This is a genomic window from Streptomyces incarnatus (assembly GCF_001027185.1).
In the GTDB taxonomy this organism is placed as follows: domain Bacteria; phylum Actinomycetota; class Actinomycetes; order Streptomycetales; family Streptomycetaceae; genus Streptomyces; species Streptomyces puniciscabiei.
Genome location: NZ_CP011497.1, coordinates 4666887 through 4684237, shown reverse-complemented (window position 1 = coordinate 4684237; position 17351 = coordinate 4666887). Strand labels below are relative to the sequence as shown.

The 17351-nt window shown below is 71.7% G+C and carries 14 protein-coding genes and 1 tRNA gene; 9 read left to right on the top strand and 6 right to left on the bottom strand.

Translation table 11 applies throughout. The features are described from left to right. Positions 1 to 4: 4 nt before the first annotated feature. On the bottom strand, positions 5 to 1396 hold the full coding sequence (locus tag ABB07_RS21095; RefSeq protein WP_208900157.1) for a M1 family metallopeptidase: 1392 nt from the start codon (positions 1394 to 1396) through the stop codon (positions 5 to 7). Positions 1397 to 1474: 78 nt separating this feature from the next. On the opposite strand from ABB07_RS21095, the gene ABB07_RS21090 reads away from it, so the two are divergent. Next, complete coding sequence (locus tag ABB07_RS21090) at positions 1475 to 1975, top strand: hypothetical protein (RefSeq protein ID WP_208900156.1); 501 nt, start codon at positions 1475 to 1477, stop codon at positions 1973 to 1975. A gap of 24 nt (positions 1976 to 1999) precedes the next feature. On the opposite strand, the gene ABB07_RS21085 is transcribed toward ABB07_RS21090, so the two are convergent. Continuing rightward, on the bottom strand, positions 2000 to 2689 hold the full coding sequence (locus ABB07_RS21085) for a pentapeptide repeat-containing protein (RefSeq protein ID WP_208900155.1): 690 nt from the start codon (positions 2687 to 2689) through the stop codon (positions 2000 to 2002). Positions 2690 to 2836: 147 nt separating this feature from the next. Between ABB07_RS21085 and ABB07_RS21080 the strand changes: the two genes are divergently transcribed. From ABB07_RS21080 to ABB07_RS21070, 3 genes are all read left to right on the top strand, one after another. Beyond that, positions 2837 to 4021, top strand: a complete 1185-nt coding sequence (locus ABB07_RS21080) for an NAD(P)-binding protein (protein WP_208900154.1) — start codon at positions 2837 to 2839, stop codon at positions 4019 to 4021. Positions 4022 to 4069: 48 nt separating this feature from the next. Continuing rightward, positions 4070 to 5041, top strand: coding sequence for a zinc-binding dehydrogenase (locus tag ABB07_RS21075; RefSeq protein ID WP_208903550.1), 972 nt, complete (start codon positions 4070 to 4072; stop codon positions 5039 to 5041). 89 nt (positions 5042 to 5130) lie between these two features. Then, positions 5131 to 6645 (top strand): MFS transporter, encoded by a 1515-nt coding sequence (locus ABB07_RS21070; protein WP_208900153.1) that lies wholly within the window; start codon positions 5131 to 5133, stop codon positions 6643 to 6645. Here the strand turns inward: ABB07_RS21070 and ABB07_RS21065 are convergent. From ABB07_RS21065 to ABB07_RS21055, 3 genes are all read right to left on the bottom strand, one after another. Next, entirely contained in the window at positions 6634 to 7113 is a 480-nt protein-coding gene (locus ABB07_RS21065) for a GNAT family N-acetyltransferase (RefSeq protein WP_208900152.1), read from the bottom strand. The two genes, ABB07_RS21070 and ABB07_RS21065, sit on opposite strands and share 12 nt — an antisense overlap. A gap of 75 nt (positions 7114 to 7188) precedes the next feature. Further along, a complete protein-coding gene (locus ABB07_RS21060) occupies positions 7189 to 8595 on the bottom strand; it encodes an NAD(P)/FAD-dependent oxidoreductase (protein WP_208900151.1) in 1407 nt (468 codons plus the stop codon). 10 nt (positions 8596 to 8605) lie between these two features. Then, on the bottom strand, positions 8606 to 9259 hold the full coding sequence (locus ABB07_RS21055; RefSeq protein WP_208900150.1) for a rhomboid-like protein: 654 nt from the start codon (positions 9257 to 9259) through the stop codon (positions 8606 to 8608). A gap of 407 nt (positions 9260 to 9666) precedes the next feature. Here ABB07_RS21055 and ABB07_RS40915 point away from each other — a divergent pair, with 407 nt between their 5' ends. The 3 genes from ABB07_RS40915 to ABB07_RS21040 all read left to right on the top strand — a co-directional run bounded on the left by ABB07_RS40915 (position 9667) and on the right by ABB07_RS21040 (position 15114). Further along, positions 9667 to 11565: a hypothetical protein gene (locus tag ABB07_RS40915; RefSeq protein ID WP_244189453.1), complete on the top strand. Its 1899-nt coding sequence runs from the start codon at positions 9667 to 9669 to the stop codon at positions 11563 to 11565. Positions 11566 to 11783: 218 nt separating this feature from the next. Continuing rightward, entirely contained in the window at positions 11784 to 14288 is a 2505-nt protein-coding gene (locus tag ABB07_RS21045) for an N-acetylmuramoyl-L-alanine amidase (RefSeq protein WP_244189452.1), read from the top strand. 190 nt (positions 14289 to 14478) lie between these two features. Then, positions 14479 to 15114 carry a hypothetical protein gene (locus ABB07_RS21040; protein WP_208900149.1) on the top strand — a complete coding sequence of 212 codons (636 nt, stop codon included), beginning with the start codon at positions 14479 to 14481 and terminating at the stop codon, positions 15112 to 15114. A gap of 93 nt (positions 15115 to 15207) precedes the next feature. Here the strand turns inward: ABB07_RS21040 and ABB07_RS21035 are convergent. Continuing rightward, positions 15208 to 15284 (bottom strand) — tRNA-Thr (locus tag ABB07_RS21035). 216 nt (positions 15285 to 15500) lie between these two features. Between ABB07_RS21035 and msiK the strand changes: the two genes are divergently transcribed. After that, positions 15501 to 16637, top strand: coding sequence for a diacetylchitobiose ABC transporter ATP-binding protein MsiK (msiK, locus tag ABB07_RS21030; protein WP_208900148.1), 1137 nt, complete (start codon positions 15501 to 15503; stop codon positions 16635 to 16637). Positions 16638 to 16845: 208 nt separating this feature from the next. Continuing rightward, the gene (locus tag ABB07_RS21025) at positions 16846 to 17310 is read left to right on the top strand and encodes a hypothetical protein (RefSeq protein WP_208900147.1); all 465 of its coding nucleotides are present in this window, start codon (positions 16846 to 16848) and stop codon (positions 17308 to 17310) included. Positions 17311 to 17351 lie beyond the last annotated feature (41 nt).

The window sequence follows — 17351 nt, the reverse complement described above, 5'->3', positions numbered from 1 at the left end:
CCCGTCACGGGTGGGCCGGCTTGCCGTTTCCGTACAGCCAGTCCTTCCAGATCTCGGTGAAGTCCTTGTGCGGGGCCTTCTTCTCCACGTACGCGGTGAAGTCGGCGGTGCTCGCGCTGCCGTGGCGGTGGGTGGCGGCCCAGCCCTGGATGATGTCGTAGAAGGTGTCGTCGCCGACCTTCTGCCGGATCTTCTGCAGGACCATCGCGCCGCGCTGGTAGACGGGGCTGTCGGAGATGTGGGCGGCGCTCGACGGCTTCGCGGGCGGGTAGGCCCAGATGGCCTCGTCGTCGCCGTTGTAGTAGTCCATGAAGGTCTGCTGGGCGCTCTTGCCGCCGTGGTCCTCCTGCCACAGCCACTCCGCGTAGGTGGCGAACCCCTCGTTGAGCCACATGTCCTGCCAGGACCGGGGGGTGACCGAGTCGCCGTACCACTGGTGGGCGAGTTCGTGCACGAGGGTGCCGGTGTCCGGGGCGCCGGGGAAGAAGGGCCGGTTCTGGGTCTCCAGGGCGTAGCCGGCGTCGTCGGGGCGGTCGATGATCGCGCCGGTGGAGGAGAAGGGGAACGGACCGAAGTTGATCTCCTCCCACTTGATGACGTCGGGGAGCTGCGCGAGCGCCTGCTCGCTCGCCTTCGCCTGGGTGGGGTCGACGGCGGTGAGGACCGGCAGCCCGTGCGGGCCGGTGCCGCGGGCGATGTCGAAGTGGCCGACGGCGACGGTGGCGAGGTAGCTCGCCATGGGCTGGGCGGTGTGCCAGTGCCAGGCCGTCCGGCCGCCCTTGGTGGACTGGTCCGCCAACTCGCCGTTGGAGACGGCCTGGAGGCCCTGCGGGACGGTGACGGTGATGTCGTAGGTGGCCTTGTCGGAGGGGTGGTGGTTGCCCGGGAACCAGGCCATGGAGCCGACGGGTTCGCCGAGTCCGAGGGCGCCGTCGGCGGTGGGCAGCCAGCCCTCCTTCGAGCCGTCGGGGTCGGTGAGGGTCTGCGGGGTGCCCGAGTAGCGGACCGTGGTGCGGAAGGTCTCGCCCTTGCTGAGGTCGTCGTGCGGACGGACGGTGAGTTCCTGGCCGGCCCGGTTGAAGCGGGCCTGCTTGCCCTCGACGTCGACCGAGTCGACGTGCAGCCCGGCCAGGTCCAGGTCGAAGGCGGACAGGTCCTTCGTGGCGCGGGCGGTGATGACCGCCGTGCCGGTGAGACGGCGGGTGGCGGGGGTGTAGTCCAGGGTGAGGTCGTAGTGCCCGACGTCGTAGCCGCCGTTGCCGGCCTTCGGGAAGTAGGGGTCGCGTACGCCGGAGCCGCCCGGGGTGCCGTGGACCCCGGCGTCGCACGCGGTGCCGGTCAGGGCGAGGGCGAGCAGGGCAGCGGTGGCCGGCACCAGGCGTACGGATCTGGACATGTCAGCGATCTTAAGTGCCGGTGTTCGAGTGGTCCGAGTGTCGCCGGGCTCCTGCCGGGGCGTGACACCATCTCTGACGTGCTCGACATCGGCTACGCCCTCTCCAACCGGTTCCCGGACCCCCCGCAGACCGACTACCGCCGCGCGGACGTCCACGCGCTGCGGCACGACCTGTTCTGCGGTGATGTGTATCTCGCGGACACGAAGACGGACCGGGAGCTGTCCACAGCCTGGGGATGGGTGCCGGTGCTGGACTTCGCGTGGGCGCTGTGCGACATCGTGGAACGGCTGGACCGGGATCCGATGGGCTCCCGCGCCGCCCGGCCGCAGCGCGCGGAGCTGGACTTCACCGAGTCCACCGACCGGATGCTGTTCGAGCGCCGCTTCGGCTGGGTGGACATCACCGCCGACTGGGTGCCGGCCGAGGAGTCCCCGCTGTCCTTCTCCCACGCCGAACTGCGCCGCGAGGCCCGCGACTTCCTGCACGACCTGATCGCCGACCTGACCGACCTCCATGAGGACCTGGCGGAGAACCCGGCGATCTGGACCCTTCAGGCCCGCTTTCCGCGGGTGTCGTAGGGCGCCGCAGGACTGCCGCAGGCCCTACTCCACCCGGATCCCCAGCTCCGCCGCCAGCAGCGGTGCCAGATCCAGCAGTTGCCCGGTGCTGATCACCGCCCCCGACAGCCGGTCCAGCCCCCGCACGATCTCCAGCGGAGCCGCCCCGCGCAGGTCCACGTCCGTCAGGGTCGCGCTGCCGAAGTCGGCCTCTCTCAGGGCGCAGTCGACGAACTCCACGCGCTCCAGTCTCGCGCCGGCGAAGTCCGGCTCGACCAGGACGCAGGACTCGAAGACGACGTCCGTCAGGCGGGCCTCCCGCAGATTGAGGTAGTCGATCTTGCCGCCGCGGACCACGACCCGCTCCAGGACGGCGCCGTGCAGCTGCGTGCCGCCCAGCCGGGCGTCGATCAGCTCCACGTCCCGGAACGTGGACTCGGCGAGATGCGTGCCCACCCCGCGCGGCCCGGTCAGGACGGAGTCGAGCACTCTGGCCCGGCCCAGCGCCGTGTCGTCCAGCACACAGCCGGTCAGCGCGCAGTCCATGAACCGGGCGCCCACGCCGTCCTGTCCGGTCAGGTCGGCGTCCTGGAAGTCCAGCCCGTCGTAGTCCCCGTCGGGCTCCAACTCGCCCTGCCGCCACGGCCGTAGGGGCGGCAGCCGCAGCTCCGGCCGTCGCGCGCCCCGCACTCCTGTCCGGCCCGCCGCACGGCCGCCCGTCGCTCTCCTCGCCATGCCCCCATGCTGCACCCCGCCACTGACAATCCCGCTGAGCTGGGCAAACCCGGTCGATGTCACATTCCGGCGCGCCGATCGGTCCTCTTGTCGGACCGACAGTCGTACGCACGGACCAGGTGTCCGGATCCGAGGGAGGGCCCACCCATGCACCGCCCCCTGCACCGCCCCAAGCCCCGCGTCACCGTCATCGGCGGCGGGTTCGCCGGACTCACCGCCGCGATCACCGCCGCCGAGGCGGGCGCCACGGTCACCCTGTACGAGGCCCACCACACCCTGGGCGGCCGGGCGCGCACCGCCGACGGACCGTACCGCACCAACGAGGGCCCGCACGCCCTGTACAACGGCGGCCCGCACTGGACCTGGCTCAGGCAGCGGGACCTGATCGGCCCGCTCGCCCCGATCCCGGCGCTGGAGGCGGCCCGGCTGCGGCTGCGGCACCACGGCGCGCTGCGCCGCACCCCGCCCTTCGGGATGCTGAAGCTGCTGCGCCCCGGCGTCCGCCGGGCGCCGGTCGACGCCGACTTCCTGAGCTGGGCTACCGGTGTCGCCGGGGAGGAGGGCGCCCGGGCCGCCGCCCACTACGCGGCCGTCGCCCTGTTCCACCACGACCCCGGCGCCCTGTCCGCCGCGTTCGTGCAGGAGCGGCTGCGCCGGGCCACCAAGCTGCCGCCGGAGGCGCACTACCCGGTCGGCGGCTGGGCCTCCCTGATCGACCGGATGGCCGCGCGGGCCTGGCACCTGGGCGTACGGGTCGAGACGCTGTCCCGCGTCGACGAACTGCCCACCGGCACCCCCGTGGTCGTCGCCACCTCGCTGGCCGCCGCCCGGCGGCTGCTCGGCGACGACTCGCTGACCTGGCCGAGCGGCCGTACCGTCCTGCTCGACCTCGCCGTGCGCACCCGTCGCGGGGACGCCTTCGTCGTCTCCGACCTGGACACGCCCGGCTGGATCGAGCGGTTCACGGCTCAGGACCCGTCCCTCGCCCCGGCCGGGGAGCAGCTGATCCAGGGGCAGGTCCCGATCGGGCCGGGCGAGTCCCGCGCCGACGGTCTCGCCCGCGCCGAGGAACTCCTCGACCTGGGCTTCCCGGGCTGGCGGGAGCGGCTGACCTGGCGGCGGGAGGCCGTGGCGGACGGCCGTACCGGAGCACTGGACCTGCCGGGGAGCAGCTGGCGGGACCGGCCCGCCGTGGACCGCGGCGACGGGGTCTATCTCGTCGGCGACCAGGTGGCCGCGCCGGGTGTGCTGTCGGAGGTGTCCTTCAACAGCGCGGTCACCGCGGTGTCCCTGATCCTCGGCCGGCCCGCCCTTGACCTCAAGCGCGCTTGAGGCCGGAGCGTGAGTACGACGAGTCAGCCGTCCTCCTGGGGGGTCACCATGCACGCCGTCCGCCTGCACGCCTTCGGTCCCGCCGAGCACCTCACCCACGAGGAGGTGCCCGACCCCGTGCCCGGCCCGGGGCAGGTGCGGATCGCGGTCGCCGCGGCCGGGGTGCACCTGCTCGACGCCGCCCTGCGCGCCGGGCACAAGGGCCCGCTGCCCGAGCGGCCCGCCCTGCCGACCGTGCCCGGCCGCGAGGTCGCCGGGGTCGTGGACGCCCTCGGCGACGGCGTCGACGGGCCGTGGCTCGGCAGGCGGGTCGTGGCCCACCTCGGCTTCGCGCCCGGGGGGTACGCCGAACTCGCCGTCACCGGCGTCGACCGCGTGCACGAGATCCCGGAGAACCTGGACTTCGCCGCCGCCGTCGCCATGATCGGCACAGGGCGTACGGCGCTCGGGATCGTGCAGTTCGCCGAGCCGGGAGAGGACGACGTGGTCGTCGTACCCGCCGCCGCCGGAGGCATCGGCACCCTGCTCGTGCAGTACGCCAGGAACGCCGGCGCCACCGTGGTCGGACTCGCGGGCGGCGCCGGGAAGACCGCCCGCGTCCGGGCGAACGGCGCCGATCTCGCCGTCGACTACACCGACAGCGCCTGGCCCGCGAAGGTGCGGGCCGGCCTCGGGACCCGGCGGGCCTCGATCGTCTACGACGGCGTCGGCGGCGAGGCGGCCCGGCAGGCCGTCGGCCTCCTCGGTCCCGGCGGGCGGCACCTGGTCTTCGGCTGGTCGGCGGAAGGCATCGGGGCGGGCGCGGGGCACTTCGTCGAGGGCGTCTCCCGGTCCGTGCTGGGCCCCGGGATGCTCCGCCGGGCGGGCGGCCTGCGCGCGCTGGAACTGCGCGCCCTCGCCGAAGCCGCCCACGGCCGGCTGCGCCCCGCCGTCACCCGCTTCCCCCTCGCGCGGGCGGCCGCCGCGCACCGCGCACTCGAGAACCGCGACACGATCGGAAAGGTGGTACTGGAACCATGAAGCACTCGCCGAAAGCCTCGGCCGAGGCACCGGACGGCCGGACCGCGCAGACGGATGCGATACGCCCCGATCCGTGGTCTTCTGGCCAGATGAGTACCGGCCGAACGGGTGAAGCCGAGCCCCCTCGGAAGGCTCCCGAGGGCACCGATCCGCACCGCTGGTGGGGCCTCGTCGTCATCGCCCTCGCCCAGCTGATGGTCGTCCTGGACGCGACGATCGTGAACATCGCGCTCCCCTCCGCCCAGGACGCCCTGCACATGTCCGACGGCAACCGCCAGTGGGTGATCACCGCCTACACCCTCGCCTTCGGCGGGCTGCTGCTGCTCGGCGGGCGCGTCGCCGACCTCGTCGGACGCAAGCGCACCTTCGTCATCGGGCTCATCGGCTTCGCCGTCGCCTCCGCGCTCGGCGGGGCCGCCACCAGCTCCGGGATGCTGTTCGGCGCCCGCGCGCTCCAGGGCGCCTTCGCCGCCGTCCTCGCGCCCTCCGCGCTCTCTCTGCTGACCACGACCTTCACCGACCCCCGCGAACGCGGCAAGGCCTTCGGCATCTACGGCGCGCTCGCCGGCAGCGGCTCGGCGATCGGCTTCATCGTCGGCGGCCTGCTCACCGAGTACCTGAACTGGCGCTGGTGCCTGTACGTCAACGTGCCCATCGCCGTCCTCGCCGTCGTCGGCGCCTTCACCCTCCTGCACGACCGCCCCGGCCACCGCGAGGCCCGCCTCGACGTGCCCGGCGTCCTGCTGGGCTGCGGCGGGCTCGTCGCCCTCGTCTACGGCTTCAGCGAGGCGCAGCCGCGCGGCTGGAGCGACCCTCTGGTGCTCGCCCTGTTCGCGAGCGGGATCGTCCTGCTCACCGCGTTCGTCTGGTGGCAGAACCGCGCCCCGAGCCCCCTGCTCCCGCTGCACATCATCAAGGACCGCAACCGGGCCGGCTGCTTCCTGACCATGATGCTCGCGACGATCGGCATGTTCGGCCTGTTCCTGTTCATGACCTACTACCTGCAGACCGTGCTCGGCTACTCGCCGGTCCGGACGGGCCTCGCCTACCTGCCCCTCACCGCGGCGATCATCACCGGCTCCACGCAGATCTCCGCCCGGCTGCTGCAGCACGTGGCCCCGCGCATGCTCATGACCCCCGGCATGGTCCTCGCCGCGGGCGGCATGACGCTCCTCACCCGCATGACGGTCCACTCCTCCTACACGACCGAGATCCTGCCCGCCCTGATCCTCATGGGCCTCGGCATGGGCCTGACCTTCATGCCCGTGTTCGCCACCGCCACCTCGGGTGTCGCCCCCCGCGACGCCGGGGTCACCTCCGCGACCGTCAACACCTCACAACAGGTGGGCGGTTCGATCGGTACGGCCCTGCTCAACACCATCGCCACCACCAGCAGCACCGCCTACATCACCGCCCACCTGCGGACCGGCACCCCCAAGGCCCTCGTCATCCCGGCGGGCGTGGTGCACGGCTACACCATCGCCATCTGGTGGGCGGCCGGCGTGATGCTCCTGGCGGCCCTGATCGCCGGCCTGATGGTCACGGCCAGGGCCCCGAAACACGAGGTGCCGGCCGACGCCCCGGTGCCCGAGTCAGTGACCTGACCCCAGGGCCGCGAGCGCCCCGTCCGTCAGCCGGTACACCGTCCACCCGTCCTGCGGACGGGCGCCCAGCGCCTCGTAGAAGCCGATCGCGGGCCGGTTCCAGTCCAGCACCGACCACTCCAGCCGCCCGTACCCGCGCTCGACGCAGATCCGCGCCAGCTCCGTCAGCAGCGCCCGCCCGTGCCCGCCGCCCCGGGCGCTCGGCCGGACGTAGAGGTCCTCCAGATGGATGCCGTGCACCCCACGCCAGGTGGAGAAGTTCAGGAACCACAGCGCGAAACCGACGGCCTGACCGGTGGCGTCGTCCACCGCCAGGTGCGCGAACGCCGCCGGCCGCTCCCCGAACAGCGCCTCCCTGAGCTGCTCCTGAGTCGCCCGCGCCTCCTGCGGTGCCTTCTCGTACTCGGCCAGCTCACGGATCAGGGCGTGGATGACGGGGATGTCGGCGGGTATCGCGGTACGAATCATGCGGCGAGGCTAACCGGGCGTGCCGCCACCCGGTCACTACCGCCCGGTCACTACCGCCGGCCACCTACCGCCCGGTCAGTGCCGCCCCGCCACCCGGTCCGCCAGCTTCGCCAGCCGGGAGGACTCCGTGCCCGGGCGCAGGCGTTCGCGCTGGTCGGCGGTGCGGTAGGTGGCGTACATGCCGTGAACGCCGAGCCAGCGGAAGGGTTCGGGCTCCCACTTGCGGACCCTGTGGTTGACCCAGGGCAGGTCCGTCAGCTCGGTGCGGCCGCCCTGGCCGGAGTCCTGCTGGACCAGGTCGCGCAGGGTGCGGGCGGCCAGGTTGGCGGTGGCGACGCCGGAGCCGACGTACCCGCCGGCCCAGCCGAGGCCCGTCGAGCGGTCGAGGGTCACCGTGGCGCACCAGTCGCGGGGCACACCCAGGACGCCCGACCAGGCGTGCTCCACCCGCACCCCGGCCAGCGCCGGGAAGAAGCGGGTCAGGATCTCGTGCAGGGCCTCGACCGTCGCCGCCTGGGTGCGGCCGTCGTTGTCCGTGCGCGACCCGAAGCGGTAGGGGATCCCGCGGCCGCCGAGCGCGATGCGGCCGTCGGCGGTGCGCTGGGCGTACATGTAGGCGTGGGCCATGTCGCCGAGGGTCTCGCGGCCGTCCCAGCCGATGGCCGCCCACTGCTCCTCGGTCAGCGGCTCGGTGGCGATCATGGAGGAGTTCATGGGGAGCCAGGTGCGCCGCTGGCCCTTCAGGGCCGCGGTGAAGCCCTCGGTGCAGCGCAGGATGTAGGGCGCGCGGACCGTGCCGTAGGGGGTGACGGCGTGCTTGGGGCGGATCTCGGTCACCGGGGTCGACTCGTGGATCGTGACGCCCAGGGCCTCCACCGCCGCCGCGAGACCCTTGACCAGCTTCACGGGGTGCAGCCGGGCACCGTGCGGGGTCCAGGTGGAGCCGACCGCGTCGGCGATCCGGATGCGTTCGGCGGTCTCGCGGGCGCCGTAGCTCTCCCGGTCCTTCTCGCCGTACGACAGCTCGTGCTCGTGGAAGGCCTTCAGGCGGGCCAGCTGGGCGGGGGTGGTGGCCACTTCGAGCACGCCGCCCTGGTGGATGTCGGCGTCGATGCCCTCGGCCCCGGCCGCCGCGATCACCTCGGCGACGGTGTCGTTCATCGCCCGCTGCAGGCGTACGGCGGCTTCGCGGCCGTGCAGCTTCGCGTACCGGTCGCGGCCGGCGATGCCGTTGTAGAGCCAGCCGCCGTTGCGGCCGGAGGCGCCGTAGCCGCAGAACTTCTGCTCCAGCACGGTGATGCGGAGGAAGGGGGCGGCCTTCTTCAGGTAGTACGCGGTCCACAAACCGGTGTAGCCGCCACCCACGATCGCGACGTCGGCGGTCGCGTCCCCGGACAGTGGCTCGCGTACCGCGGGGAGGCCGTCGTCCGCGTACCAGAAGGAGATCCCGCCGTTGACGACCCTGCTTGCCGAGCTGCTCATGGCCGGGACGTTAACCCCTCGGAGCGGCCAGTGTCTCCTTCGGATTCCATGCTTTTCCGCGGCCTCTGGTCAGGGGGTAGCAGGCCAGTCCGATCAGTGCCGAGACGAAGTGGCCGAGGTCGGTGAAGGTCGATCCCTCGGTCAGCGGCAGCGCGAAGACCACGAGCACCGCCAGCAGATACGCGTACCGCCAGGGCGCCGCGATCCGGTAGGTGAGCACGGCGATGACCCCGGCCAGGGCGTAACTCACGCCCACGTCCAGGGTGTTGACCGCCGAGTGCGGTGCCATGCCGTCACGGATCGCCTTCAGCAGGGCGCCCTCGCTGATCAGCGTGGCGAGCACGTGCGCCAGCGCGCACACGGCGAGCCAGCGGGCGGTGCCGAGCCAGCGCTCCACCGGCGCGTGGAACACCGTGTACAGCAGGATGTACGGCAGCCAGCGGCCGCTGTCGATCCACAGCGCGCTGGCCACGAGGACCCGCACGGGGTTGCGCGACAGCTCGTGGATGTTGGTCGACCGCTGCCGCAGGAAGTGCTGCTCGAACTCCGGCGACATCTGGTGCAGCGCGACGGTCGTGACGAACAGGACACCCAGCCACACATACGTGCCGGGAGCGCTGCGGATGTACGCCCATACGCCGCCGAGGCCCCGGATGATTCGCATGAGCCGATTCACGCACGCCGGCCTCGCCCGGCCCGTGATTGACATCCCCGGAGCACATGAACGGCATCAGCGCCCTGGTCCTGCCGGCCGCTCCTGCGAGCGCCCCGAAGGGGCGCGGGGAACTGCGCGAGCAGCCCCCGGCGGGCCGCACCCGGAGACGGTCTGTGGCCCTACGGCGGCGATCCGGGTTTCAGCAGAGCCCGGCTCCGCACCTGATTCTGATCAACCTTTTACTTGTTTCTCGTTGCCCTTGGCCGAAATGCATCGCCAGCATTCGACTGTCACGGGCAGACCACTCGGTCTGCCCGACATCACCACACCAGAAGGGCACTTCCTTGCTCTCAGGGAGACACCGGGCGGCATCCACCGCCGCTCTGCTGTCCACCACGGCACTCATATCCGCCGGAATGTCCACCGGATGGCTCACGGCGACCGCCTTCGCCGCACCGCCGTCCCACGCGGCGGCCCACATCAAGCACCTGTGTGCCCACACCACCACGCCGGGCCATGTCGCGTGCCTCGCCGAGGCCCGTACCGACATCGTCCAGCACCTGACCGTCAGCCCGGACGCCACACCATCCGGCTACGGCCCCTCGGACCTCCAGAGCGCCTACAACCTCCCGTCGGCGACGGCCGGTTCGGGCCGGACCGTCGCCATCGTCGACGCCATGGACGACCCGAACGCCGAGTCCGACCTGGCCGCCTACCGGTCCCAGTACGGCCTCCCCGCCTGCACCACCGCCAACGGCTGCTTCCACAAGGTCAACCAGACCGGCGGCACCACCTACCCGAGCCCCGACTCGGGCTGGGCCGGCGAGATCTCCCTCGACCTCGACATGGTCAGCGCCGTCTGCCCGCAGTGCCACATCACGCTCGTCGAGGCCTCCTCCTCGAGCATGACCGACATCGGCACCGCCGAGAACGAGGCCGTCGCCCTCGGCGCCAAGTACGTCTCGAACTCCTTCGGCGGCACCGAGGACCCGACCGAGACCACCGCCGACGTCCAGTACTTCAACCACCCCGGCGTCGCCGTCACCGTCAGCGCGGGCGACAGCGGCTACGGCGTCGAGTACCCGGCGTCCTCCCCCTACGTCACCGCGGTCGGCGGCACCTCGCTCAGCCGCGCGAGCAACACCCGCGGCTGGAGCGAGTCGGTGTGGTCCAACGACGCCACCGACGGCACCGGCTCCGGCTGCTCCGCCGACGAGGCCAAGCCCACCTGGCAGACCGACACCGGCTGCACCCGCCGTACCGTCGCGGACGTCTCCGCGGTCGCCGACCCGAACACCGGCGTCGCCGTCTACGACACCTACGGCGCCTCCGGCTGGGACGTCTACGGCGGCACCAGCGCCTCCTCGCCGATCATCGCGGCCACCTACGCCCTCGCCGGCACCCCGGCCGCGAACAGCTACCCGTCCGCCTACCCCTACGGCCACACGTCCGCGCTGAACGACGTCACCACGGGCAGCGACGGCACCTGCTCCCCGGCCTACCTGTGCACCGCGGGCACCGGCTACGACGGCCCGACCGGCCTCGGCACCCCGAACGGCACCGCCGCCTTCGCCCCCGGCACCGGCACCGTCAACTCCCTCCAGCCCGGCCAGAAGCTGACCTCCGGCCACAAGCTGAGCAGCGGGAACATCACGCTGACCATGGGCAGCGACGGCAACCTGGTCGCCTACCTCAAGACGAACGGCACCAGCGGCAGCGGCCCGGCGATCTGGTCCACCGGCACCTCCGGCCACTCCGGCGCCTACGCGTACATGCAGACCGACGGCAACCTGGTGGTGTACTCCAGCACCGGCACCGCCCTGTGGTCCACGCACACGAGCGGCCACAGCGGCGCCTACTTCCTGGTGCAGGACGACGGCAACCTGGTGGTCTACGGCTCCGGCGGCGGCCCGAGCACCGGCGGCTCCCTGTGGTCGGACGGCACCTACGTGCACTCGGCGACCATCGGCTCCGGCCAGAAGCTCAAGGGCGGCTGGTGGGCCCAGGCCAAGTACACCCGCCTCGTCATGCAGCCCGACGGCAACCTCGTGCTGTACCGCAAGCGCGACGGCAAGGCCATCTGGTCCACCGGCACCTCCGGCCACTCCGGCGCCTACGCGTCCATGCAGACCGACGGCAACCTGGTGGTGTACTCCAGCACCGGCACCGCCCTGTGGTCCACCCACACCAACGGCCACTCCGGCGCGTACGCGGTGATGCAGAACGACGGCAACTTTGTCGTGTACACATCCACCGGCGGAACGGGCAAGGGCGGCGCCCTGTGGGCGAGCAACACCCCGTCCTACGTGCCCTGACGCACACCCCCTGAAAGTCCCGCCGGCCTGGGGAAACCCAGGCCGGCGGCATTTCCGGACGCCTCTTCCTACGCCGTCTCCGGACGCCGTCCCCGACGCCGACTCCGGGGTATGTGACGCTTCAACGTCCCGCAGCGCTGGTACTTCCGGGCACTCCTGTGACAGGAGTGCCTCGCAATGCCTGTGACGACAACGACAACGGGGCTTCAGGGTGGGGCATGAGAACTGAACAGAGGGTGCCGCGCGGCCGTCGCCGAGCCGGCCTGAAGAAGCGCACCTGGGTGGCGCTGAGCGCGGTCGTCGCCGGTGGCGGCGTGATCGTGGCGACCGTCGCCATGGCCGGCTCCGCACACCACGGCGGAGCGTCCGCCGCGACGGGACCGGTCAAGACGCACGTCCACTCACTGTCCCTCACCGGGAGCAGTGCATCGCTCAAGGCACTGGGAGCCCGGTCCACGACCCCCTTCAGCATGGTGGGCCTCACCTGGAACGGCGCCCACGCCAAGCTGCGCGGCACGGTGGAGGTACGGACCCGATCCGCCGTCAGCGGCCACTGGACTCCCTGGCTGAAGATGCAGCAGCCGGACGACATCCCCGACGCCGCCGAACTGAACCGCCCCGGGGTGCGCGGCGGCATGTCCCCCATGTGGTCGGGACCCTCGAACGGAATCCAGGTCCGCGCGACCGGCGCCGGCCGCAAGACCGCACTGCCCGCCGGACTGCGGGTGGACCTGGTCGACCCCGGCAAGCCCGCCACCGGCACCACGCAGGACTCCGGCATGGCCCCGGCGGCGTACGCCATGGACGCGACGGCCACCGACACCGCGACCCCGACGGACACCGCCACCCCGACGGACAGCGTGACCCCGACCGACACCGCGACGGACGCCTCCGGCACCCCGACCGCGACGGACTCCGCCGCACCCACGGACACCCCCACGGCCACGGACCCGGCATCGGCGACCCCGTCCACCGGGACCTCGGCCTCGATGTCCACCTCCGCCTCCGCGTCCGCCACGGACTCCGCCTCGCCGAGCGCGTCGGCGAGCTCCTGGCCGAGCCAGCTGCCGACCACGGACCAGGCGTACCCCTCCTGTCCCGCCTCCTCGGCCGGCCCCTCCCCCTCGTCCTCGCCGACCCCACCCGACCCGATGCCGGCCGCGACCACCTCCACAGTGGCACCGCCCACCGTCGTCACCCGGGCCGGCTGGGGCGCCGACGAGTGCGCCCGGGACACCGGTTACCCCCTGTACGGCTCGGCGGTGAAGGTGATGTTCGTCCACCACACGGACACCACCAACAACTACTCCTGCGCCGACTCCCCGGCGATCGTGCGCGGCATCTACGCCGAGCACCTCAACCAGGGCTGGCGCGACCTCGGCTACAACTTCCTCGTCGACAAGTGCGGCACCATCTTCGAAGGCCGCTTCGGCGGAATGGCACTGCCGGTCGTGGGCGCCCAGACCTACGGGTTCAACACCAACAGCATGGGCGTCGCCGCCATCGGCACCTACACCGACCTCAGCGGCGGCGACTCCACCGCCAGCACCTTCCCCGGCGCCACACCGAGCCAGGCCATGCTCGCGTCCATCGCCCGCATCGCGGCCTGGAAGTTCGGCATGACCGGCGTGAACCCGGGCACCGGCACCGCCTCCCTGCCCGAGGGCGCCTCCGACAGCTCCGGCTTCACCCTGGGCAACAACTACCCCTTCGACGTCATCTCCGGGCACCGCAACGGCTACGCCACCGACTGCCCCGGCAACCAGCTCTACAACGCCCTGAGCACCATCCGCTCCTACGCGGCCGGCCCGGTCGGCGCCGTCACCGTCACCGGCATGTCCGGCGGGGCGACCAAGTCCGGGACGAGCTACTACACCAAGGGCTCGGCCACCGTGAGCTGGAGCACCGCCACACCGTCCGCGGTGATCTCCGGCTTCGACGTCCTGGTCGACGGCAAGGCCGCGGCACACACCTCCGGCTCCGCCCGCTCCGCCTCGATCCCGGTCACCGCCGGCAACCACACCGTCCAGGTCCGCGCCACCCACGTCCGCGGCTCCACCACCCTCTCCGGCCCGGCCACCCTGGTCGGCGACACCACCGCGCCCACCTTCCCGACCACCCCGGCCGTGAACACCCGCACCGGCACGGTCAGTTCGACGGCGGTCCCCGTCACCGTGACCTGGAAGGCCGCCGACAACGCGGCCCTCTCCCAGGTCCTGGCGACCTCACCGTCCTCGGCCACCTTCGGCCCGACCGTGACCTCCTGGAACACCACCGCCAAGCCCGGCACCTCGGACCTGTTCGCCCTCAAGGCGTACGACACGGCCGGCAACACCGCGAGCGCCTCCGTCAACCGGACGCCGTCGATCATCCAGGAGACCTCCACCACCCGCACCGGCACCTGGACCCACCGCAGCAGCACCAGCTACCTGGGCGGCTACTCCTACAGCTCCGCCTCCGCCGGCGCCTCGATCAGCTGGACCTTCACCGGACGCTCGGTGGCCTGGATCGTCTCCCGCGCCTCCACCTCCGGCCAGGCGTACATCTACGTCGACGGCACCAAGGTCACCACGGTGGACCTGAAGTCCTCCACCACCCTCTACCGCCAGGCCGTCTGGACCAAGACCTGGTCCAGCTCCGCCAAACACACCCTGAAGATCGTCGTAGCCGGCACCTCGGGCCGCCCGACCATCACCACGGACGGCATCACCACCATCGGCTGACCGCCCCGTCACACCTCACACCAAAGCCGCTGGCCTGGGGGATCCCCAGGCCGGCCAAGTCCCTCGCGACAGTGGCTTGTTCACTGCCTGTTCGGGCTGGGTGGCGGAGTACTACCGTGAACCGGGAGGTGTACACGCAGTGCATTACGCCGGCTCGTCCTCGTGGCGGTTCTCCGAGGGCACCTCCCAGATGCTCCACGCCGCACTGTTCATCCGCGACGGCGCCGCCCTGCCGGTTCCGGAAGGCGCTCCAGTGCCGCCACCCCTCACCGACCAGCCCGGGCCCATGGAAATCCCGGATTCCACGGATCGGGAAGTCCTGGCTGCCCAGTGGCTGGAGTGGTGGGGAAGGCTGGTCGACTGCGAGATGAGCGAGGACCGCCGCAGCCAGGGCGAGGGCAGCGACGACACCGACGACACCGCACTGCGCGTAGACCGCATCCTGCGACGACGCCAGGCCGTCTACGACCCTCCCGACTTCGACTCGCTCCGCGCCACCCCACAGCTCCAGGCCCTGATTCAGCGGTATTTCCGCGAGTCGCTGCTGTGGGCGGCGGACATGAAGCGTCAGCATCCACCAGGGCGGCCGCCCGGCGATCCGGCGTTCCCATGGAGTCTCGTCAAGGGCGTCGCCGAGCAAGTAGCCACGGCGCACGGCGTCCCGATCGCGGCCGTCACGGGCACAGTCCGGATCCTGCGCGTCAAAGGAACCTGGTCACAGCCGACAGGCCCCGGCTGCACCCTCTGCTCCACCGCGGCAGCAGCCGACCCCGCCTTCGCAGCGACCCTTCTGCGCGACACCTTCACCTCCGGGCTCGGGCCGTGACGGAGCGGCCCTGATTCCCCGGCGGGGTCGGCCGGCGCTCGGCGTGCCGAGCACGACAACGGCCTCGGACGCGGAGTCCGAGGCCGTTGCCTGTGGAGCCCCCTGTCGGATTCGAACCGACGACCTTCGCTTTACAAGAGCGGCGCTCTGACCAGCTGAGCTAAGGAGGCGTGCGCATGGGCGCCCGTGCAGTGTACCCAGGTCTCGGCCGGCTCCCGTCGAAAATTTCCGCGAAGTTCACAGTCGTCCAGGTACTGACAGACCACATGGACGCCAGGTAGCGTCCTGAGCCAGTTCGCGCGGTTCACCTGTGTGGACTACACCCACCACCTTCCTACAACGGATCGTCCGGCACGTTCCTGCCGGTAGAAGGGGGCCCATTCACCATGGCCACTGTCACGTTCGACAAGGCGACCCGGATCTACCCGGGTTCCACCAAGCCCGCCGTCGACTCGCTCGACATCGCGATCGAGGACGGCGAGTTCCTCGTCCTGGTCGGCCCGTCGGGTTGCGGAAAGTCCACCTCGCTGCGGATGCTCGCGGGCCTGGAGGACGTCAACGGCGGAGCCATCCGCATCGGTGACCGCGACGTCACGCACCTGCCGCCCAAGGACCGGGACATCGCCATGGTGTTCCAGAACTACGCGCTGTACCCGCACATGACGGTCGCCGACAACATGGGCTTCGCGCTCAAGATCGCGGGCGTCAACAAGGCGGAGATCCGGCAGAAGGTCGAGGAGGCCGCGAAGATCCTCGACCTCACGGAGTACCTGGACCGCAAGCCGAAGGCGCTCTCCGGTGGTCAGCGCCAGCGTGTGGCCATGGGCCGCGCGATCGTGCGTGAGCCGCAGGTCTTCCTCATGGACGAGCCGCTGTCGAACCTCGACGCCAAGCTCCGGGTGAGCACCCGTACGCAGATCGCGTCGCTGCAGCGCCGCCTCGGCATCACCACCGTCTACGTCACGCACGACCAGGTCGAGGCCATGACGATGGGCGACCGGGTGGCCGTGCTCAAGGACGGCCTCCTGCAGCAGGTGGACTCGCCGCGGAACATGTACGACAAGCCCGCGAACCTCTTCGTCGCCGGCTTCATCGGCTCCCCGGCGATGAACCTGGTCGAGGTCCCGATCACCGACGGCGGCGTGAAGTTCGGCAACAGCGTGGTCCCGGTCAACCGGGAGGCGCTGAAGGCGGCCTCCGACAAGGGTGACCGCACGGTGACCGTGGGCGTCCGGCCCGAGCACTTCGACGTGGTCGAGCTGGGCGGCGGTGCGGCCACCACCCTGACGAAGGACAGCGCGGACGCGCCGGCCGGTCTGGCCGTCTCCGTGAACGTGGTCGAGGAGCTGGGCGCCGACGGCTACGTGTACGGCACGGCCGAGGTCGGCGGCGAGGTCAAGGACCTGGTCGTCCGTGTGAACGGCCGCCAGGTCCCGGAGAAGGGCTCGACGCTGCACGTGGTGCCGCGGCCGGGCGAGACCCACGTGTTCTCGACGTCCACGGGTGAGCGTCTCTCCGACTGAGCAGCGCGTTTGTACCGAGGTTGACGAAAGGGGCCCCGCGGAGTGCCGCGGGGCCCCTTTCGTGTGGTGTGGGCGCCGGGAGATACCCGGCACAGCGATCATTCCGGGCGGGAGACGTCAACCCCTTACCCAGAAAGTGGCGCTCTCTCATCCCCCGAAGGGGTGACTAAATGTCGCCAAATCATTACCCCGCGCTACCCTCACACGCGTGAAGCACTCCACCACCCCACAGACGCGACGCGGCCACCGGGGCGGCCCTGCCCGCCGGATCGGCCGCACTCTCGCCCTCGTCCTGCCCGTCTTCCTGGTGCTCTCCGGAACCCTCGCGGTGACCCGGGTGAACTGGACGGGGAGCCCCTCCAGCTCGGCGCTGACCGCCTCGGACGTCTCCGGGGCGGAGGTCTCCAGCACGTCGGTCTCCCGCGCCCCGCAGGACGTGCTCCGCGACCAGCTGATCGCCGAGCTGCAGAACAAGAACCCCGGGGTCGTCCTCACCCACCTCCAGCAGGCGGTGAACGGACGCCCCTCGCTCGCCCGGCACTGCACCTCCATCGCCCGTGCGGTGGGCCAGGCCGCGGAGCGGATGTACGGCGCCACGCGCGCCCAGTCCTACGCCCGCCCGGTGTGCGACACGTCGTACGCCTCGGGCGTGCTCGCCGCCGCGCACAGCTGAACACCGCGCACAGCTGAACACCGCGCACAGCTGAACGCCGG